The organism is Bradyrhizobium sp. Leo78 (assembly GCF_059512425.1).
Genome location: NZ_JCAMOT010000061.1, coordinates 17404 through 33179 on the forward strand (window position 1 = coordinate 17404; position 15776 = coordinate 33179).

The 15776-nt window shown below is 62.5% G+C and carries 17 protein-coding genes; 8 read left to right on the forward strand and 9 right to left on the reverse strand.

The window, feature by feature from the left end; translation table 11 throughout:
• Positions 1 to 36: 36 nt before the first annotated feature.
• Entirely contained in the window at positions 37 to 759 is a 723-nt protein-coding gene (locus AC5ZG1_RS39780) for a hypothetical protein (protein ID WP_496136180.1), read from the forward strand.
• Between the two features lie 1422 nt (positions 760 to 2181).
• Here the strand turns inward: AC5ZG1_RS39780 and AC5ZG1_RS39785 are convergent.
• From AC5ZG1_RS39785 to AC5ZG1_RS39820, 8 genes are all read right to left on the reverse strand, one after another.
• Entirely contained in the window at positions 2182 to 2448 is a 267-nt protein-coding gene (locus tag AC5ZG1_RS39785; protein WP_496136181.1) for a hypothetical protein, read from the reverse strand.
• Between the two features lie 12 nt (positions 2449 to 2460).
• Positions 2461 to 3249, reverse strand: coding sequence for a 3-hydroxybutyrate dehydrogenase (locus AC5ZG1_RS39790; RefSeq protein WP_496136182.1), 789 nt, complete (start codon positions 3247 to 3249; stop codon positions 2461 to 2463).
• A gap of 66 nt (positions 3250 to 3315) precedes the next feature.
• Positions 3316 to 4107 carry an acetoacetate decarboxylase gene (locus AC5ZG1_RS39795; RefSeq protein WP_496136183.1) on the reverse strand — a complete coding sequence of 264 codons (792 nt, stop codon included), beginning with the start codon at positions 4105 to 4107 and terminating at the stop codon, positions 3316 to 3318.
• A 29-nt stretch (positions 4108 to 4136) separates the two neighbouring features.
• Entirely contained in the window at positions 4137 to 5309 is a 1173-nt protein-coding gene (locus tag AC5ZG1_RS39800; protein WP_496136184.1) for a DUF3734 domain-containing protein, read from the reverse strand.
• Between the two features lie 39 nt (positions 5310 to 5348).
• The gene (locus AC5ZG1_RS39805) at positions 5349 to 5948 is read right to left on the reverse strand and encodes a PepSY domain-containing protein (RefSeq protein WP_496136185.1); all 600 of its coding nucleotides are present in this window, start codon (positions 5946 to 5948) and stop codon (positions 5349 to 5351) included.
• A 4-nt stretch (positions 5949 to 5952) separates the two neighbouring features.
• Positions 5953 to 6267 carry a hypothetical protein gene (locus AC5ZG1_RS39810; RefSeq protein WP_496136186.1) on the reverse strand — a complete coding sequence of 105 codons (315 nt, stop codon included), beginning with the start codon at positions 6265 to 6267 and terminating at the stop codon, positions 5953 to 5955.
• 40 nt (positions 6268 to 6307) lie between these two features.
• Positions 6308 to 6526, reverse strand: a complete 219-nt coding sequence (locus AC5ZG1_RS39815) for a hypothetical protein (protein WP_496136187.1) — start codon at positions 6524 to 6526, stop codon at positions 6308 to 6310.
• Positions 6520 to 6738 (reverse strand): hypothetical protein, encoded by a 219-nt coding sequence (locus tag AC5ZG1_RS39820; protein ID WP_496136188.1) that lies wholly within the window; start codon positions 6736 to 6738, stop codon positions 6520 to 6522. Before AC5ZG1_RS39820 ends, AC5ZG1_RS39815 begins: the two co-directional genes overlap by 7 nt.
• A gap of 150 nt (positions 6739 to 6888) precedes the next feature.
• Between AC5ZG1_RS39820 and AC5ZG1_RS39825 the strand changes: the two genes are divergently transcribed.
• From AC5ZG1_RS39825 to AC5ZG1_RS39835, 3 genes are all read left to right on the forward strand, one after another.
• Complete coding sequence (locus tag AC5ZG1_RS39825) at positions 6889 to 7143, forward strand: hypothetical protein (RefSeq protein ID WP_496136189.1); 255 nt, start codon at positions 6889 to 6891, stop codon at positions 7141 to 7143.
• A gap of 80 nt (positions 7144 to 7223) precedes the next feature.
• Positions 7224 to 7661, forward strand: coding sequence for a hypothetical protein (locus AC5ZG1_RS39830; RefSeq protein WP_496136190.1), 438 nt, complete (start codon positions 7224 to 7226; stop codon positions 7659 to 7661).
• An 8-nt stretch (positions 7662 to 7669) separates the two neighbouring features.
• The gene (locus AC5ZG1_RS39835; RefSeq protein WP_496136191.1) at positions 7670 to 8314 is read left to right on the forward strand and encodes a TetR/AcrR family transcriptional regulator; all 645 of its coding nucleotides are present in this window, start codon (positions 7670 to 7672) and stop codon (positions 8312 to 8314) included.
• Positions 8315 to 8361: 47 nt separating this feature from the next.
• Here the strand turns inward: AC5ZG1_RS39835 and AC5ZG1_RS39840 are convergent, their stop codons facing one another.
• Positions 8362 to 9012 carry a TetR/AcrR family transcriptional regulator gene (locus AC5ZG1_RS39840; RefSeq protein ID WP_496136192.1) on the reverse strand — a complete coding sequence of 217 codons (651 nt, stop codon included), beginning with the start codon at positions 9010 to 9012 and terminating at the stop codon, positions 8362 to 8364.
• 201 nt (positions 9013 to 9213) lie between these two features.
• Here AC5ZG1_RS39840 and AC5ZG1_RS39845 point away from each other — a divergent pair, with 201 nt between their 5' ends.
• The 4 genes from AC5ZG1_RS39845 to AC5ZG1_RS39860 are packed head-to-tail and all read left to right on the forward strand — an operon-like array spanning position 9214 to position 15321.
• Positions 9214 to 9993: a sensor histidine kinase family protein gene (locus tag AC5ZG1_RS39845; RefSeq protein WP_496136193.1), complete on the forward strand. Its 780-nt coding sequence runs from the start codon at positions 9214 to 9216 to the stop codon at positions 9991 to 9993.
• Positions 9990 to 11108: an efflux RND transporter periplasmic adaptor subunit gene (locus AC5ZG1_RS39850; protein WP_496136194.1), complete on the forward strand. Its 1119-nt coding sequence runs from the start codon at positions 9990 to 9992 to the stop codon at positions 11106 to 11108. The genes AC5ZG1_RS39845 and AC5ZG1_RS39850 overlap by 4 nt, the downstream gene beginning before the upstream one ends.
• A complete protein-coding gene (locus tag AC5ZG1_RS39855; protein WP_496136195.1) occupies positions 11105 to 12181 on the forward strand; it encodes an efflux RND transporter periplasmic adaptor subunit in 1077 nt (358 codons plus the stop codon). The genes AC5ZG1_RS39850 and AC5ZG1_RS39855 overlap by 4 nt, the downstream gene beginning before the upstream one ends.
• The gene (locus AC5ZG1_RS39860; RefSeq protein ID WP_496136197.1) at positions 12178 to 15321 is read left to right on the forward strand and encodes an efflux RND transporter permease subunit; all 3144 of its coding nucleotides are present in this window, start codon (positions 12178 to 12180) and stop codon (positions 15319 to 15321) included. Before AC5ZG1_RS39855 ends, AC5ZG1_RS39860 begins: the two co-directional genes overlap by 4 nt.
• The last annotated feature ends 455 nt before the right edge of the window (positions 15322 to 15776 follow it).

Below are 15776 nucleotides of genomic sequence, written 5' to 3' on the forward strand. Positions count from 1 at the left end.
TCCGCTCTTGAGTGTGCCGCAACAGGGAGGAGTGGAATGAGCCTGCTAGAGCAGGTCTTGTCGGCGTCTGGCGGCGCCGACCGGTGGCGCAACCTGCGTGGGTTCACCGTTCATATGACGATGAGCGGTTTGCTTGTCGAACAAAAACATCGAGAAAACTCATTGAAGGAAGTGGTGGTCGAGGCTGACATCCGCGAGCATTCGGTCCGTATTATGGGCTTCGATGTCAGTAATGATCGTCTCTTCTGTGATTTGAGCCAGGTCGGTATCGAAAACGAGAATGGGCAAGTAATCCAGGCCGAGCGACGTTCTTTCGAGGATTGGACGAAACGTGCTTCGAATGGATCCTGGGATGTCCTGGATCTCGCTCAGTTCTGCGGATATTCCGTGTGGACCCTCGTAGCTATGCCGTATCTTCTGGAAACAGCGGCGTCGATACGCGAGGGCGATCCACCGCTCGTGAACGGTGGGTTACAGCCTCTTCGCCTGATGCATGTCGAATTTTCCGAAACGGCCTCGATTTATCCCCTCCAACAGAAGTTATTTTTTGATTCAGAAGGACTTTTGGTTCGGGTGGACTATGACGCGCTGGAACTCGGAGGAAGACCGGTATCGCAATTTGTAAGTGCTTACCAGAATTTCTCCGGCTACATCGTTCCAACGTTACGGCGTTTGAGGCCCGTCGGGCCAGAGACTGGTCCAACGAAGCCGCCGGTGCTCGATATCGAAATTTTCGACCTTAGTTGCCGGTCCGAGTGATTTGTCGTGCGCGCGCCTGCAACTCCACGTGTAGGCACCCGATCTGAAAAAAGGCTGTACTTGTCGATCTCGAAAGACGATGGCGTGGCGATGGAGATGAGATCGGTGACTGTTTCCTGCTCGAAGCCGGCGTCTCTTCTTCAGCACCATTTGTAAATTTTGGATCGACGATCCGAGAACGACGACAGCTCGAGGAGCAGAACGCTAGTCTAGCAACCTCCAGGCCCTCATGCGGCGCTCCGGTTCACTTTCGCAAATATTGGCCCGCGCGCGCCTGGAAATTTGGAGCCGCCGCCGTAACGCACGTGACCAACGCCCAGGTCGAGAAGATGGTTGCCGCGGTCAAGCCGCCACGATCCGAGCGACCTCGTGCTTCTGCCATGATGCAGGCTCGCGCTCGATCACTTGCGACATTGCTCTCGGTCACAGTCTGGCCGGTCGCGAATGAAGCCTGATCAGTATCGAAGCAATCGTGAACGCGTTCGCGTTCCTCTATGGCCAGCCAACGCGGGGTTGGTCATTTGAGATTGACGTCCGAACGTCACGCGTAAAGCGGTGAACGGGGCATGCCGGCGCTTAATTCCCTCGTCGGGGAATATCGAAATCCGCCGCGGCGCGTTTGGCTTGGCGATACCAGCAAGAATACCAGCAAAGCGGACGGCTGCAGTGGGCTTTTGCTTGTATTTTCAATGCATCCCGAAAGTTTTGCGGAGAAATCCGGAATCGAACCAGGAGCTTAAGTTATTGTTATTATTATGATTTTTTCCGTGGTGCCCCTGGCCGATAATTGCCTAGAGCCATAACCATTTGAATCTGAAACCACTTTTGTCGTCGATTGCTGTCGATACCAGCACAAATACCAGCAGGATGACGCGTGGTATTCGCCGACAAAAATAGAACAGCAGGCTTCCGGCAGCGGGGACGCCGATGCCGTTCCGGACTCCACAATTTGCCCCGACCGGAATCGAACCCGGCTCAGACTCGAAATCTTTGGAGGAGGCAGGCGAGCGCTTCCTCAGCAGCTTTCGGTCTCCTTGGAAGTGGAACGATTGAAAAATCGTGAGTTTGACTCCAACTCTCTCCGCCAGGCTACGCTACGGCTCGAACGCCTTGCGGGATTCCGCGAGCGCAGCGCTCAGTACGGACCACGGCCGCCGACCTGCTTTAGTTTCTGCAGACGCGCTTCCGCTTCTGACACATCGGATTTATCTGCTTCAGTGCCGCATCGAAATCCCCGGTATGCGTTGCGGCTACCTTGCCCGCGGCCTCACGAAACTTGTCGGCGGCTTCGCGCCAGGCCTTCGCCTGCGCGGCGGCGATGTCATGACTGTGTCCGTTGACTACTCGAATCGGATGATCTCCGAGTTCGGCTTTGCTGGTGTTGACTTGGGTTAACCGCCGGGTCGTTCTCTGTCGCGTCCATCAGGCCGCGAGATAGGGAAACAGCCTTACCTCTTCATCCTGGGGCGTTGGCCGCGTGCGCGGCGGTCCGGAAGCAATCACCGCATAGAAGTCGCTCGGCGTCATCAGCTCGGCATCGCGGGGCAGCACGTCCGCATTGAAGACCTCCTCGCATATGCGCGGGGCATTGGCCAGGCGGTTATCTTCCGCGAGATTGAGCTCAGAAACGCGACGACTGGTCTCGTTTAGCTTCGTTTCTTCAACTACAGACATGATTGAACGCTCCATGAATTGAACGAGCTACGCGGCCGTCCAACCCCCATCCATCGAGAGATTCGCGCCGGTGATCTGTGCAGCGTCGTCGCTGCACAGGAACCGTGCGAGCGCGGCGACCTGCTCCACGGTGACGAACTCCTTCGTGGGCTGCGCGGCGAGCAAGACATCGTTGATGACTTCGTCCCTCCGCATGCGACGAGCCGCCATCGTGTTCGGGATCTGCTTCTCCACGAGTGGCGTCCAGACGTAGCCCGGACTTATGCAATTGCAGGTGATCTTCGAGCGCGCGAGTTCCAGCGCCACCGTCTTCGTGAAGCCAGCGATGCCGTGCTTGGCCGCGACATAGGCCGACTTGAAGGGTGAGGCGACCAGCGAGTGCGCCGAGGCCGTGGTGATGATGCGACCCCAGCCGCGTCTCTTCATGCCAGGCACGACTGCACGAACGGCGTGGAAAGCGGCCGAGAGATTGATCGCGATGATGGCGTCCCACTTCTCGGCGGGGAAGTCTTCGATCGGCGCGACGTGCTGGATGCCGGCGTTGTTGACCAGGATGTCAACGCTGCCGAAGCTCGCCTCGGCGAGGGCGATGAGCCCGGCGATCTCACTCGGCTTCATCATGTCCGCAGGCGAGTAAATCGCCTTGACGGCGAAGTCGCGTGCGATCGCGGCGCGCGCCGCCTCGACGTCTGCGGGCGATCCGATGCCGTTGATTACGACGTTAGCGCCCGCGCTCGCGAACGCCCGCGCGCAGGCGAGGCCAATGCCGCTCGTCGAGCCCGTGACGACAGCCGTCTTACCTTTCAGAATTCCCATCTCGTACACTTCCTCCTAAACGCGAACCATGAAACCTGCGCAGCTGATCGCGAAGCGCGCTCAATATTAGAAGACGAGAGCCTTCTCTCCGGCTCGAATCGAGCCGCGCGCCGGCTGTTGCAGATAATCATGCACCACCGTCCCGAGGCCGAGCGTGAGGTCGGCGCGGATGTGAACGGCGGAGACGATCTCCAGCACCGGCAGTTCGGCAACCGGCGCCAGGGCGTGCGGCGTCAGGGCCAGCGCCGCCGGTCCGCTCCAGGCGCCCTTCAGCACGATGTCCTCGAGACGATATTGAACGAGCTCACAGATCCGTGGGCTGCCGTCGACGTGCGGGATGATCTTGAGCAGGAAGTTCGGCTCGTTGAGAGTGGCCTTGACCTTTGCCAGATCGGCCTCGCGGTGCTTGTAGCCCATCGTCCCCGTGGCGACCCGCAGCGGGCCGTAGTCGAGCGTGCCGATCAACGTATCGATCTCGGTTCGCAGGATCGGCTGCGCGAGCTTCTTCGGGAAGCCCCAGAGCTCGCGCCCGCCTGCAATGGGTCCTTCGTCATTGAGGAACATGCAATGCGTGTAGCCGCCCTTGCGTCCGCGGAACGAGACGGGAATGACCTGACCGCTTTCGGTGTAATCGCCAAAGCCGTTGGAATCCGGCATGCGAATGAACTCGTATTTGACCAGCGCGTCCCGCTCGTCCACCTCCAGAGGCTCCGGAACCACGGCCCGGAGCCTGGCCGGGTCGGTACGATAGGTGATGATCATGTATTCGCGATCCGCGAACCGGTACGGCCCGGGCGGATAGGCTGGATTGGTGAGCGGCATGGCAAAGGCTCGTTGCTTCACGTCAGTCTCGCGCATTGCGTTATCTCCAGGCGAAGGGGTTGCGGCTACTCGCGGCCATCGTGTTCGAGATCGAAGGTGAAGACCCCGTCGGGACTCGAGGGCCGGGCGAGCACCTCGGGATGACGCAGGGTGCGCAGCGCATCGTGATAGCCGGCGCGCCAATGGTCCTGCATCGATAGCCGCGAGAACTCGTAGTCCTTGGAGTGCCCCTCGTAATTGCGTGCGCGATAGATCAGATGGACGATGTTATAGACATTGCGGGAGATCGCGGTGCTGAGCAGCTTTACGTCCTCATGCTCGCTGAGATCGTCGGGCAGCCGGCCGAGCAGGTCCGTGAGCGCGCGTCGCAGGCGCTGCACATGCTTGAACTGGTCGGTGCTGGCGCGCGTGCGGCTCGAATACTGGATTTCCTTGTGCCGCGTGACGACCTCAGCCATGTTGCGGGGAAGCTGACCGCGGGCGCTCCAGAGGTCGACCTGGAATGCGAGTATGTCCTGCGGGGCATCCGATTCGATCACCCATTGCAGCGGCGTATTGGAGACGAGCCCGCCGTCCCAATAGTACTCGCCCTCGATTTCCACAGCCGGAAAGCCGGGCGGCAGTGCGCCGCTCGCCATGATGTGCTCTGCTCGGATTGTATGGGTTGTGTTGTCGAAATAGATGAAATTCCCGGTTCTGACATTGACCGCGCCGGCGCTGAAGCGCGTCGACCCGGCATTGATACGATCGAAGTCGACCAGGCGCTCCAGCGTGGTCCTGAGCGCGCGCGTGTCATAGATGCTGGTCGCATCGCTGGCGCCTCCGGGCTGCAGCCAGGGCAGGACGGGACGGGCGGAGAAGAATCCTGTGGCACCACAGGTGGCCGCCAGACCGGCGCTCATCTGGTTGATGAGGTTGCGCGTATTGTCGCTCCGCGTCCAATCCAGGAAAAGATTGCCGGACCAATCCCACGGCGCGGTCGAGGTGACCTGCGTCCAGAAATCGCGCAGGCGGTTGACGCGAGACTCGGGCGGATTGCCGGCGATGATGGCGGCATTGATGGCTCCGATAGAGATGCCAGCAACCCAGTCGGGATGAATGCTGGCTTCGGCCAAGGCTTCGTACACGCCCGCCTGGTACGCACCAAGCGCACCGCCGCCTTGCAACAGCAGCGCGATGCAGTCGAAAGGAAGCTGCCGTTGTGCGGATGAGAGTTGTGATCGAGGCTGGAAGTTCATGGCGAGTGTGCTCTTTGATTGCTGTTGAACATGTTCGTGCTAGTCGCGACTCGCGCCTTGCTTTCCGACCTTTGGAGGCTCGAGCAGCACCTCTTTCAAATGGTCCCCTGAGGCGACGACGATCACGAAGTTGAGCTTGCCGTCCTGTCGGATCAGTCCACCAGCCAGCGCGCTGCCGGCCGCCGCTTTCTCGGCGATCTGCACGGCATCCGACAATTCCGGCTTCATCCATTTCAGGGCAAGGATGTTGGCGAGGTCTTCCCGACCGAGCTCTTTAAGCGACGACGTCGTCTCCTTGCCCGTGATACTTCCGGTATTTGCGTCGATGGCGTTCTCCCACACGTGCTCATTCCGGATCGTGCGAACGCGGTAGACGGGCGGACCGTCGATCTCGAAGCTGATGTCGGCGGTCTTCGAGCCATCATGCAGGTGCTCCGCGATTGCCATGGCGCGGCTGAGCGGGACGCGTGTGGTGCGAAATTCTGAGAGAACGCGCCGGATAGCGGCCTCCTCGGCATCGTTTTGCGCGCTCGCGCTGCGGCTGTCCGTCACCGCGGAATTTTGGACGTCCGCCACGGCGCCGGTGGCGGCGAGCGTGGCGGACCACAGGATCAGGGCGAACAAATGCTGTCTGGACATCGGATCAGTCTCGGTCTGGTTGGTCGCCGGAAGCAGGTGAGTGGGCGACGACGATCTCCTTGTCGGGGGGCGCGGGCAGGGGCTGATCGGTATCGATCGTGACCAGCTCCGGTCCCCTGACGTCGGAGTGGATGCGGATCGCAGGCCGCGCCGGATCCGGTTCGGAAAACCGACCCGGCAATTGCGCCGGCAGCGCCCAGTTCGCCAACCACAGCAAGCAGACCAGCACTCCACCCACCGAAAGAAAGTAGCCGCGCAGGGGAAGGGCGCTGTCGGTCGGCTGCCTAGCACACATGAACATTGCGGATCGTCGGCTCACGGCGCGTCGCTCCCGGCAGCGATATGAAGCGGTCCCATCATCAGATACTCCAGGGGCGCGGGTGCCGGCGGGCGAACTCGGCGTCGAGATAGCCGCGCTCATCGAGCCACTCCGCCGGACAATCGGCGCCAGCTTTCGGATGGATCATGAAGCCGTCGCGCTGGAGTGCCGTCCGCGTTCCGGTGAGACCGATCCACATCGCCTCCCGGCTGATCGGATTCACGTCCATCACGTCGAAGACTTCGATGAAGTTCAGCATGTCGCGCCACCGGTCGTGATCTCACGTCGCGGCGCGGGGCGTTCGAAGTCCTCAGCCGCGGCGAGCGAATGAGCCCACGCGATCGTCGCGATGGTGATGCCGATAAGCAGGCTCAGCGCCACGAGGCACACGGCGACGACGACATTGAGCGATGCGACGGCGAGCCCGGGTAGGGGATTTTCGCGCAACAAGACGAACAGCAGACTTGACATTCTCCGCCTCCTAAATAAAATATACCGTATAGTTCATATAAATCACGCGCTGCGATTGGTGTCAAGACGGCTGGCTCACAAGCGCGTGTCCGGGATCAAGGCGGTGAGGCTCCGCCTAACCAGAGGCCTCGAGCAAAGAAAGGATCTGACATGACGAAATTGACGATGGTGTTGTTCGCAGCGGTTGTGATCGCGCTTGGCAGCGCATCAGCATCGGCTCAGGAGAACCAGGGCACGGCGGAGCAGAGGGCGGCCTGTACGCCCGACGCCTTTCGTCTGTGCAGCGCCTACATTCCCGACCCCTCAGGTGTCGAAGCCTGTCTGAGGCAGAGCAAATCGAACCTGAGCGAGGCGTGCAAAGCGGTGTTCGACCAAGCCAGCAGCGGCTCGGCCAGGGCCAGATAAGGATTGATGCCGCGACCGATGTGGCGGGGTTCCTGCCCTGAATTGCATCGGCATCGCGGTCAGGAGACAGGAGCGATCTCATGAGCACGGTGTACATACCGGCCCTGGCTGCCTTCGGCGGCTCTGCGTTCGGCGCGCTCTCGACCATTGTCAGTGGATGGTTTAGCGGACGCCGAAGGCGTCGCGAGCTTGATCATGCCCGCTCGTTTTCGAAGCGCGAACAATTGTACCATTGCTTCATCGAGGAGGCCTCACGGCTCTATGCCGAGGCCCTGGTCAATGATCAGGCCGAAATCCCGCAACTGGTCAGCCTCTATACGCTGGTCGGACGTATGCGGATCTTGTCGAGCAGCGAGGTCGTTCAGGCCGCCGAGAGAGCCGGGCACTTGATCATCGAGACGTATCTCTCGCCAAACCGCACATTCGTCGATCTCCCCAGATTCATCGAGGAGATGGATCCCTTGCGCGATTTCGGAGAGGCCTGCCGCCGCGAACTGATGACCATCCCGGCGAAGTGAGAGACGTCATGCGCAGGCAGATTGAAGATCGAACGAGCAGCGCCCGCCGCAGGATCGTGCAGGCTGCCATCCATCGCTACGGCGAGATGGGACACAAAAAGACCACCGTTGCGGATATCGCGCAGAGTCTGTCGATGTCCTCGGCCAACGTCTATCGATTCTTTCCCTCGCGGCGGGCGATCGAGGAGTCCGTGGTGGAGGAGGTGCTCGAGGAGGCGGCCAGTGCGGCGGCTGAAGCGGCCCGTGCCAATGGGCCAGCGTTACGGCGATTGGCTGCAATCCTGAAGGCCATCGCCGACTGCAATGAAGGTCGACCGGCCAAGCATCGACGACTGCAAGACCTGATCACTCTGGCCGTCCGTCAGAACTGGACGGTCGTCCTCGCCTATCACGACAAGATCCGAGGGGTCGTGCGTCCGATCATCGGCACCGGGCAAGAACGCGGCGAACTGCGAGGCGGCAGTCCGATGGCGCTGACCTGCTGCCTGCTCGAAGCCATGGACGTGCATCTCAATCCCTCGAGAATGGGTGCTGCGACCCTGCGGCCAAGCTTCGAGGAGATGTTGAGATTTTGCGCGGGCGCCCTGAGCCGCCCGCCATCGTGGCTGCCGGTCGAGATGGCGTCGCAGGTGCATTTGATGGCAGCCGGCTGACGCGGACGCCAGGCCAACCGTCCAGCAGAGGACAGGCCGCCATGCGCCTACGACCAGTCGGTCTCGCAGGCCGCCAGGAAGAAGCCGACGCGCTCGCGCACGAAGCCGGGAAGCTCCTTCTTCAGGTCCTTCGGGGTCTCGCCGACGAGCGAGCGGAACAGCATCGGTAGCAGGATCAGGTCGAGGAAGATCTGGGCAGTGGCGCGGCTTCGTTTGGCGCTGAAAGGCCCCTTTGCGGTACGGGCGAGCTTTTGCGTGGCTTCGTCCAGAAGTTGCGACACCGCATTCAGGGAGCGATCGCGCGCAGCGTCGTGGACGTTGCGGCTCAGTTCGGGAAACCGCTGCGATTCCGCGATCGTCGCGCGCACCATGCCCAGTGACTCTTCGATAACTCTGTCGACGATGGCTGTGCCGAGGCTCATCAACTTGTCCTCGATGGTGCGACCTTCGGGAGAGAAGCCCTCGAAGTCGGTCAATCCCTCGACCGTGCGGGCCACCACCGCGGCGAACAGCGCTTCCTTGCCGGGGAAGTGGGCATAGATCGTCGGCTTGCTCGCGGGCGCGAGCTCGGAAATGTCGTCGATGCTGGCGCTGCGGTAGCCCTTCTCGAGAAACAACTGCTGGGCTGCATCGAGAATTCGCGCCGGCGCATCGCCGGCAAGATCCTTGGGCGGCCTGCCTCGCTTCGTCTTCTTCATTCTTGCACCTCCGAAATCACGAGTCCGTGCGCTTCGCTTTCCCCCTTGACACGCCCGGAGAAGAAAGGCAAGAAAAAGAAAATATACGGTATAGTTTATTAAGGATCTGCCAGAGCTCGACGGGCCTGGCGCGTGGTCCAGATGATCCGGCCGCGAACGGCGCGGCCTCTGACCCGATTGCCGAAGCAGATGGAGAATGTAGTGACTGTCTTGAACCAGGACCCCGCCGGTTTGCAGGAAGGCGTGCTGTTGCGCGAGCTGAATCACCGGGTCACCAACGGCGTTGCCTTCGCCATCAACCTGGTCTCGGCCGCCGCGATCCGGGTCGAGGAGGCCGAAGCCAAGGGCCCGCTCAGTGATGTCGTCGAGCTACTGCATGGCTATGCCGATGTTCATCGCGCGTTGGCCATTCCCGCGGGTGAAACGCTGATCCACGCCGCGACCTACCTTCGCAAACTCGGCTGCGGCATGCGCCGCGCGGTCCTCAACCCAATGAACATTGACCTCGTATTTGCGACCCAGTCCCTCGCGCTTGAGCCGGAGCGCTGCTGGCACCTGGGGCTGATCGTCCACGAACTCGTGATGCACGCGACAAGGCACGCCTGCTTCGACGCACGCGACGGGCAGATCAGGATCAAGCTGGCGCGCACCGGCGCGCTGGTGAACTGCGTGATCCTGGACAACGGCTCTCGACCTGCGCGGGACGTTTCCGATCGCGAGCTGCGAATTGCGAGGGATATCGCCCGGGCGCTCGGCGGCCAGGTCGAGCAGGGTTTTGGCGCCGACTTCACCTCGATCGTCTTGTCATTCCCACTGACCGAGCGCGAGCGCGGCGCAAACTGGACCATCGCGACACGCCAGATGAGAGCGCCGCGCCGCACCAGAGCGGCCGTTTCAAATGGCGCAGCCTATGTGTCCTGCCGCCCCGCGGATGCGCTCGGCGCACTCTTGTCGCTTTCTGATCGAACGGATGCGCCATGACCCAACCATTCTCCAATCCGGTCCGTCAACGGTCGCCTGCGATGAAAGCAGTCGCCGCAGCGGCGGTGCTCGTGATCATTACGCTGAGCGGCTGCAATGATCACGCCGCGCCAGCGGCCGCGCGTGCCACGCTGGTCCGGACCACGGTCGTGCAGCCACGCGACCGGCAACCCGCCATCACGTTGACGGGAGACGTCCAGGCGCGTTTCCGCGCCGATCTATCGTTTCGCATCAGCGGACATGTGATCGCTCGCGCCGTGGACGTTGGTGCTCACGTCAACAAGGGCGACGTCCTTGCCCGGCTCGATCCGGCCGAGCAACAGGCCGATGTCGATGCTGCGACCGCAGCAGTAGCCTCCGCCGAAGCCCAGCTGCGCGTGGCGAAGGCTACGTTCGAGCGGCAGAAAGCGCTGATCGCAAGCGGCTTCACCACCCGGACCGTTTATGACCAGGCCCAGGAAGGTCTGCGAACCGCCGAGGGTGTGCTGGAGGCGGCAAAGGCGCAGCTGGGCACCTCGCGCGATGTGCTCGGATATACCGTCCTGCGCGCGGAAGCCGACGGCGTCATCACTGCGCGAAATCTCGAGGTCGGCCAGGTCGTGCCGGCCGCGCAACCTGTGTTCTCGCTCGCACAGGACGGCGAGCGGGATGCCGTGTTCGAGGTCTACGAATCCGTCTTCCTTGGCGAGGCCGAGAGCCGCCGCGTGAGGCTGGCACTGCTCTCTGATCCCAACGTGACCGCGACGGGCGAGGTGAGGGAGATTTCACCAGCGATCGACGCGAAGAGCTCTACGATCCGCGTAAAGGTCTCTATCGACACTCCGCCGACCGCGATGACGCTGGGCAGCGCCGTCGCCGGAACGGTCAAGGTGAAAGCTCAGCAGGAGATCACCTTGCCCTGGAGCGCGCTGACGGCCGCGGCCAGGAAACCTGCCGTCTGGACCGTCGACCCCAGGACGCAGACGGCGTTGCTGAAGCCGGTCACGGTCGGCGCATACGAGGCCGGTCAGGTGCTGATCAAGGCGGGCCTCGAGCCCGGCGAGCGCGTCGTCGTCGATGGCGGCAAGCTGCTGAGCGTCGGCCAGTCCGTCACTGAAGAAGGAGGTCGGTCATGAAGCGACGGGTCATGATGATCGCTGGCACGCTCGCGGCGGCCTCGTTGTTCACCGGCTGTCAGCAGGAGACGAGCGCGCCGGAGCCGGTCCGCCCGGTGCTCTCGATGCTGGCCAAGCCCGACAACAATGACAGCACGCTTGCCGTCGGCACGGTCGAGCCGCGCTACAAGACCAATCTTGGCTTTCGCGTGCTCGGACGGCTGACCTCGCGTCCTGTCTATGTGGGCGACCTCGTCAGCGAAGGCCAAATCATCGGCACGATCGATCCGAGCGCGCTCGATCTCGCCGTTCGCGCAGCCAAAGCTCAGCTTGCGAAGGCCGAGGCCCAGCTTGCGGCGGCCAGGGGCACCGAGGAGCGGCAACGCACGCTCATCACCAGCGACGCGACCACGAAACAGACACTCGACAATGCCGAGCAGGCCCGCGCCGGCGCCGAAGCGACCGTCGCCCAGGAGCAGGCGAGCCTGACCAAGGCAATCGAGCAGCTCGGCTATGCCCAGATCAAGGCCGATTTCGGCGGCGTCGTCACCGCTGTTGGCGCGGAGGTCGGCCAGGTGGTCTCGCCCGGTCAAACCGTGGTGACGGTCGCGCGGCCGGACATTCGCGAGGCGGTCGTCGATATCGGGGAAGACTTTCCCGTGCCGCTCGAGGTCGGTCTCGCCTTCACCGTCAGCCTGCAGCTCCTTCCCGCCGTTCAGGTCGAGGGCAGGATCCGTGAAGTCGCTCCGCAAGCCGATGCGGTGACGCGGCTGCGGCGAGTCCGGATCGCGCTCGACAACCCGCCCGAAAGCTTCCGTCTCGGCGCGACCGTCACGGCAAAGCTCGGCAAGGACCAGGGCAAGAATCTGCGCCTGCCCACATCAGCGGTGCTCGCGAGGGACGGCGCTGATTTCGTCTGGGTGGTCGACCAGTCCGCCGGCACCGTCTCCCTGCAGAAGATCGATGGTGTCATCGAACCGGCGGGTATCCGCGTCACCGGCGGGCTTGCCGCAGGTACCCGCGTCGTCACCGCTGGAATTCACAGCCTCAAGCCGGGACAGCACGTCCGCATCCAACAGGATCAGGAGCCATGAAGTCGTTCAACCTTTCCGACTGGGCGCTCGGCCATCGTTCGCTCGTCTGGTATTTCATGATCGCCTTCATGGCGGCCGGCCTCTTTGCCTATCTCCAGCTCGGACGACAGGAGGACCCTGATTTCACCATCAAGACCATGGTGATCGGGGCGCAGTGGCCGGGCGCCTCGCCCGAGGAGATGACGCGTCAGGTCACCGACCGGATCGAGAAGAAGCTCGAAGAGCTCGAATCGCTCGATTACACCAAGAGCGTGACGGTCGCGGGCCAGACCACCGTCTTCGTCTACTTGCGCGATTCGACCAAGGCGGCCGACGTCAAGCCGACCTGGGTGCGCGTCCGCAATATGATCGCGGACATCAAGGGCGACTTCCCGCAAGGCGTGATCGGCCCCGGCTTCAACGACCGCTTCGGTGACGTCTTCGGCAACGTCTATGCCTTTACCAGCGACGGCTTGAGCCAGCGACAGCTCCGCGATCAGGTCGAGGATATCAGGGCCAAGGTGCTCACCGTGCCCGATATCGGCAAGGTCGACATTCTCGGTGCACAGGACGAGGTGATCTATCTCGAATTCTCCACCCGCAAGATCGCGGCGCTCGGCCTCGACGTCCACGCCATCATGAATTCCTTGCAGGGCCAGAATGCGGTGGCGCCTTCGGGCGTGTTCCAGGAAGGGCCTGAGCGCATCAGCGTCCGCGTCAACGGCCAGTTCACCTCCGAGGCGAGCCTGAAGGCGGTCAATCTGCGCATCAACGACCGCTTCTTCCCGCTGACCGATGTGGCGACCATCACACGCGGCTACGCCGATCCGCCGTCGACCCTGTTCCGATACAACGGCCAGCCCGCCATCGCGCTCGCGATCGGCATGAAGTCCGGTGCCAATCTGCTCCAGTTCGGCGAGGCGCTGAAGAAGGAGATGACCGGCATCATCTCCGACCTGCCGATCGGCGTCGGCGTCCACCTCGTTGCCGACCAGCCGGTCGTGGTCGAACATGCCGTTTCCGGCTTCACCGAAGCGCTGTTCGAGGCGGTGGTCATCGTGCTCGGCATCAGCTTCCTGAGCCTGGGCTTGCGAGCCGGTCTCGTGGTGGCCATCGCCATTCCGCTCGTGCTCGCGATCACCTTCGTCGTGATGGCCTATTGCGGCATCTCGCTGCAGCGCATTTCGCTGGGAGCCCTGATCATAGCGCTTGGCCTGTTGGTCGACGATGCCATGATCGCGGTCGAAATGATGGTGGCGCGGCTCGAGATCGGCGATCCGCTCGAGAAGGCGGCGACCCACGTCTATACCTCGACCGCGTTTCCGATGCTAACGGGAACGCTGGTCACCGTGGCGGGCTTCATCCCGATCGGACTCAACAGCAGCAACGCCGGCGAGTTCACCTTCACCCTGTTCGTAGTGATCGCGGTGTCGTTGATCGTCTCGTGGATCGTGGCCGTCTTGTTCACGCCGCTGCTCGGCGTCACCATTCTGCCGGCCAGGATGAAGGGACATCACGAGCAGAAGGGCCGCGTCGCGCAGATGTTCGCGCGCCTCCTTCTGTTCTGCATGCATCATCGCTGGAGCACCGTCGCCGTGACGGCTGGCACCTTTGGTCTTGCCTTGTTCGGCTTGCAGTTCGTGCAGCAGCAGTTCTTCCCCTCCTCCGACCGTGCCGAGCTCGTGATCGACTGGAACCTGCCGCAGAACGCCTCGATCACCGAGACCAACGCGCAGATGGCGCGCTTCGAGCGCGAGCAGCTGCAGGGCAACGATTCGGTCGAGCACTGGTCCACCTATGTCGGCACCGGCGCGCCGCGCTTCGTGCTGTCCTTCGATGTGCAAACCGCCAACACCTGGTTCGGCCAGCAGGTGATCGTGACCAAGGGCGGCATCGCCGCCCGCGACAAGCTCAAGTCGCAGTTCGAGGACTACTTGCGGAAGACTTTTCCGGGCACCGACACCTACGTCAAGCTGCTCGAGGTCGGCCCTCCCGTGGGTCGTCCGGTGCAATACCGCCTCAGCGGCCCCGACATTGCTGTGGTCCGTGACCTCTCGCAGAAGCTTGCCGGCGTCATTCGCAGCAGTCCTGATCTTGGGAATGTGGTGTTTGACTGGATGGAGCCGGCGCGCGTCGTCAAGGTCGACGTGCTCCAGGACAAGGCGCGTCAGCTCGGTGTGACCTCGGAAGACATCGCGACCACTCTGAACTCGGTGCTGCAGGGCACGCCGATCACCCAGGTGCGTGACAGTATCTATCTCGTCGATGTCACGGGACGTGCGACCGCGCCGGAGCGCGCCTCGATCGATACGCTGCGTGACTTGCAGATGACCGGGCTCGGCGGCCAAGCGGTGCCGCTCGGGGCCGTCGCCAATCTGCGCTACGAGCTGGAGCAGCCCACGATCTGGCGGCGCGCGCGGATTCCGACGATCACGCTGAAGGTCGCCGTCGTCAGCAACGTTCAGCCGAAGACCGTCGTCGACCAGCTCGCGCCGAGGGTTGCAGAGTTTGCAAAGCAGCTGCCCGCGGGCTACGCGATCAAGATCGGCGGCTCGGTGGAAGAGAGCGCCAAGAGCCAGGGGCCGATCATCGCGGTCGTGCCGTTGATGCTGTTCGTCATGGCGACCGTGCTGATGGTGCAGCTGCAGAGCTTTTCGCGCCTGTTCCTGGTGTTCGCGGTGGCGCCGCTCGCGCTGATCGGCGTCGTCATGGCCATGCTGCCGAGCGGCGCGCCGCTGGGCTTCGTCGCCATCCTCGGCGTGCTCGCTCTCATCGGCATCCTGGTCCGCAACTCCGTGATCCTGATCGTTCAGATCGAGGATCTCAAGAAGGAGGGCAGGCCGGCCTGGGATGCCGTGGTGGAGGCAACCCAGCACCGCATGCGACCGATCCTGTTGACCGCGGCCGCCGCGAGTCTCGCGCTCATTCCAATCGCGCGGGAGATTTTCTGGGGGCCGATGGCCTACGCCATGATGGGCGGCATTATCGTAGGCACGCTGTTGACGCTGTTGTACTTGCCGGCGCTCTATGTGGCCTGGTTCAGGATCCACCCGGAGGGCGAGGACGGATCGCCTCTCCAGGAACGCGGAGCTTCTGCGTACGACACAGAGGCCGGACAGACGGCTACTCACGGGGCGCCCGCGCTTGTGCTCGAGCCGTAAATCTAGAGCACAGACGGCATGCGTTCGCGACCGTTCAACAGCTCTCGTCGAAGGGGTAAAGCGGCTCTAGCCTGTTGCCCGTGTGTTGCCTCATGCGAAGGATCGGATGAGATATCGTAGGCTTGGTTGGTGTGGGGAAAGGCGGTAGCGCTCCCCCGCTACCATTCCTGCGATTCGAACGTGTGGCCTTCGCCTTCGGAGGGCAGCGGTCAGGAGCGCAGACGATCTCTTGGTCACCGCGTATGTACGCGCGGCGGTTTATCTCAGGTGGCCAAGCGCAACGGGTTGCAAAAGCGCTGCGAAATAGATCCGCTTTCCGGCACGTCAGGCACAAGCGTTCGACGACTATCACCTGGCTTGCCGCGGGTTGCATTGGAGAAGCTCAACCAGCCTGATGTTAGGAGACTCAAGCCTGCGCGCCTACCTTGTCGGCATCGACTTCTTGGGATCGAAAC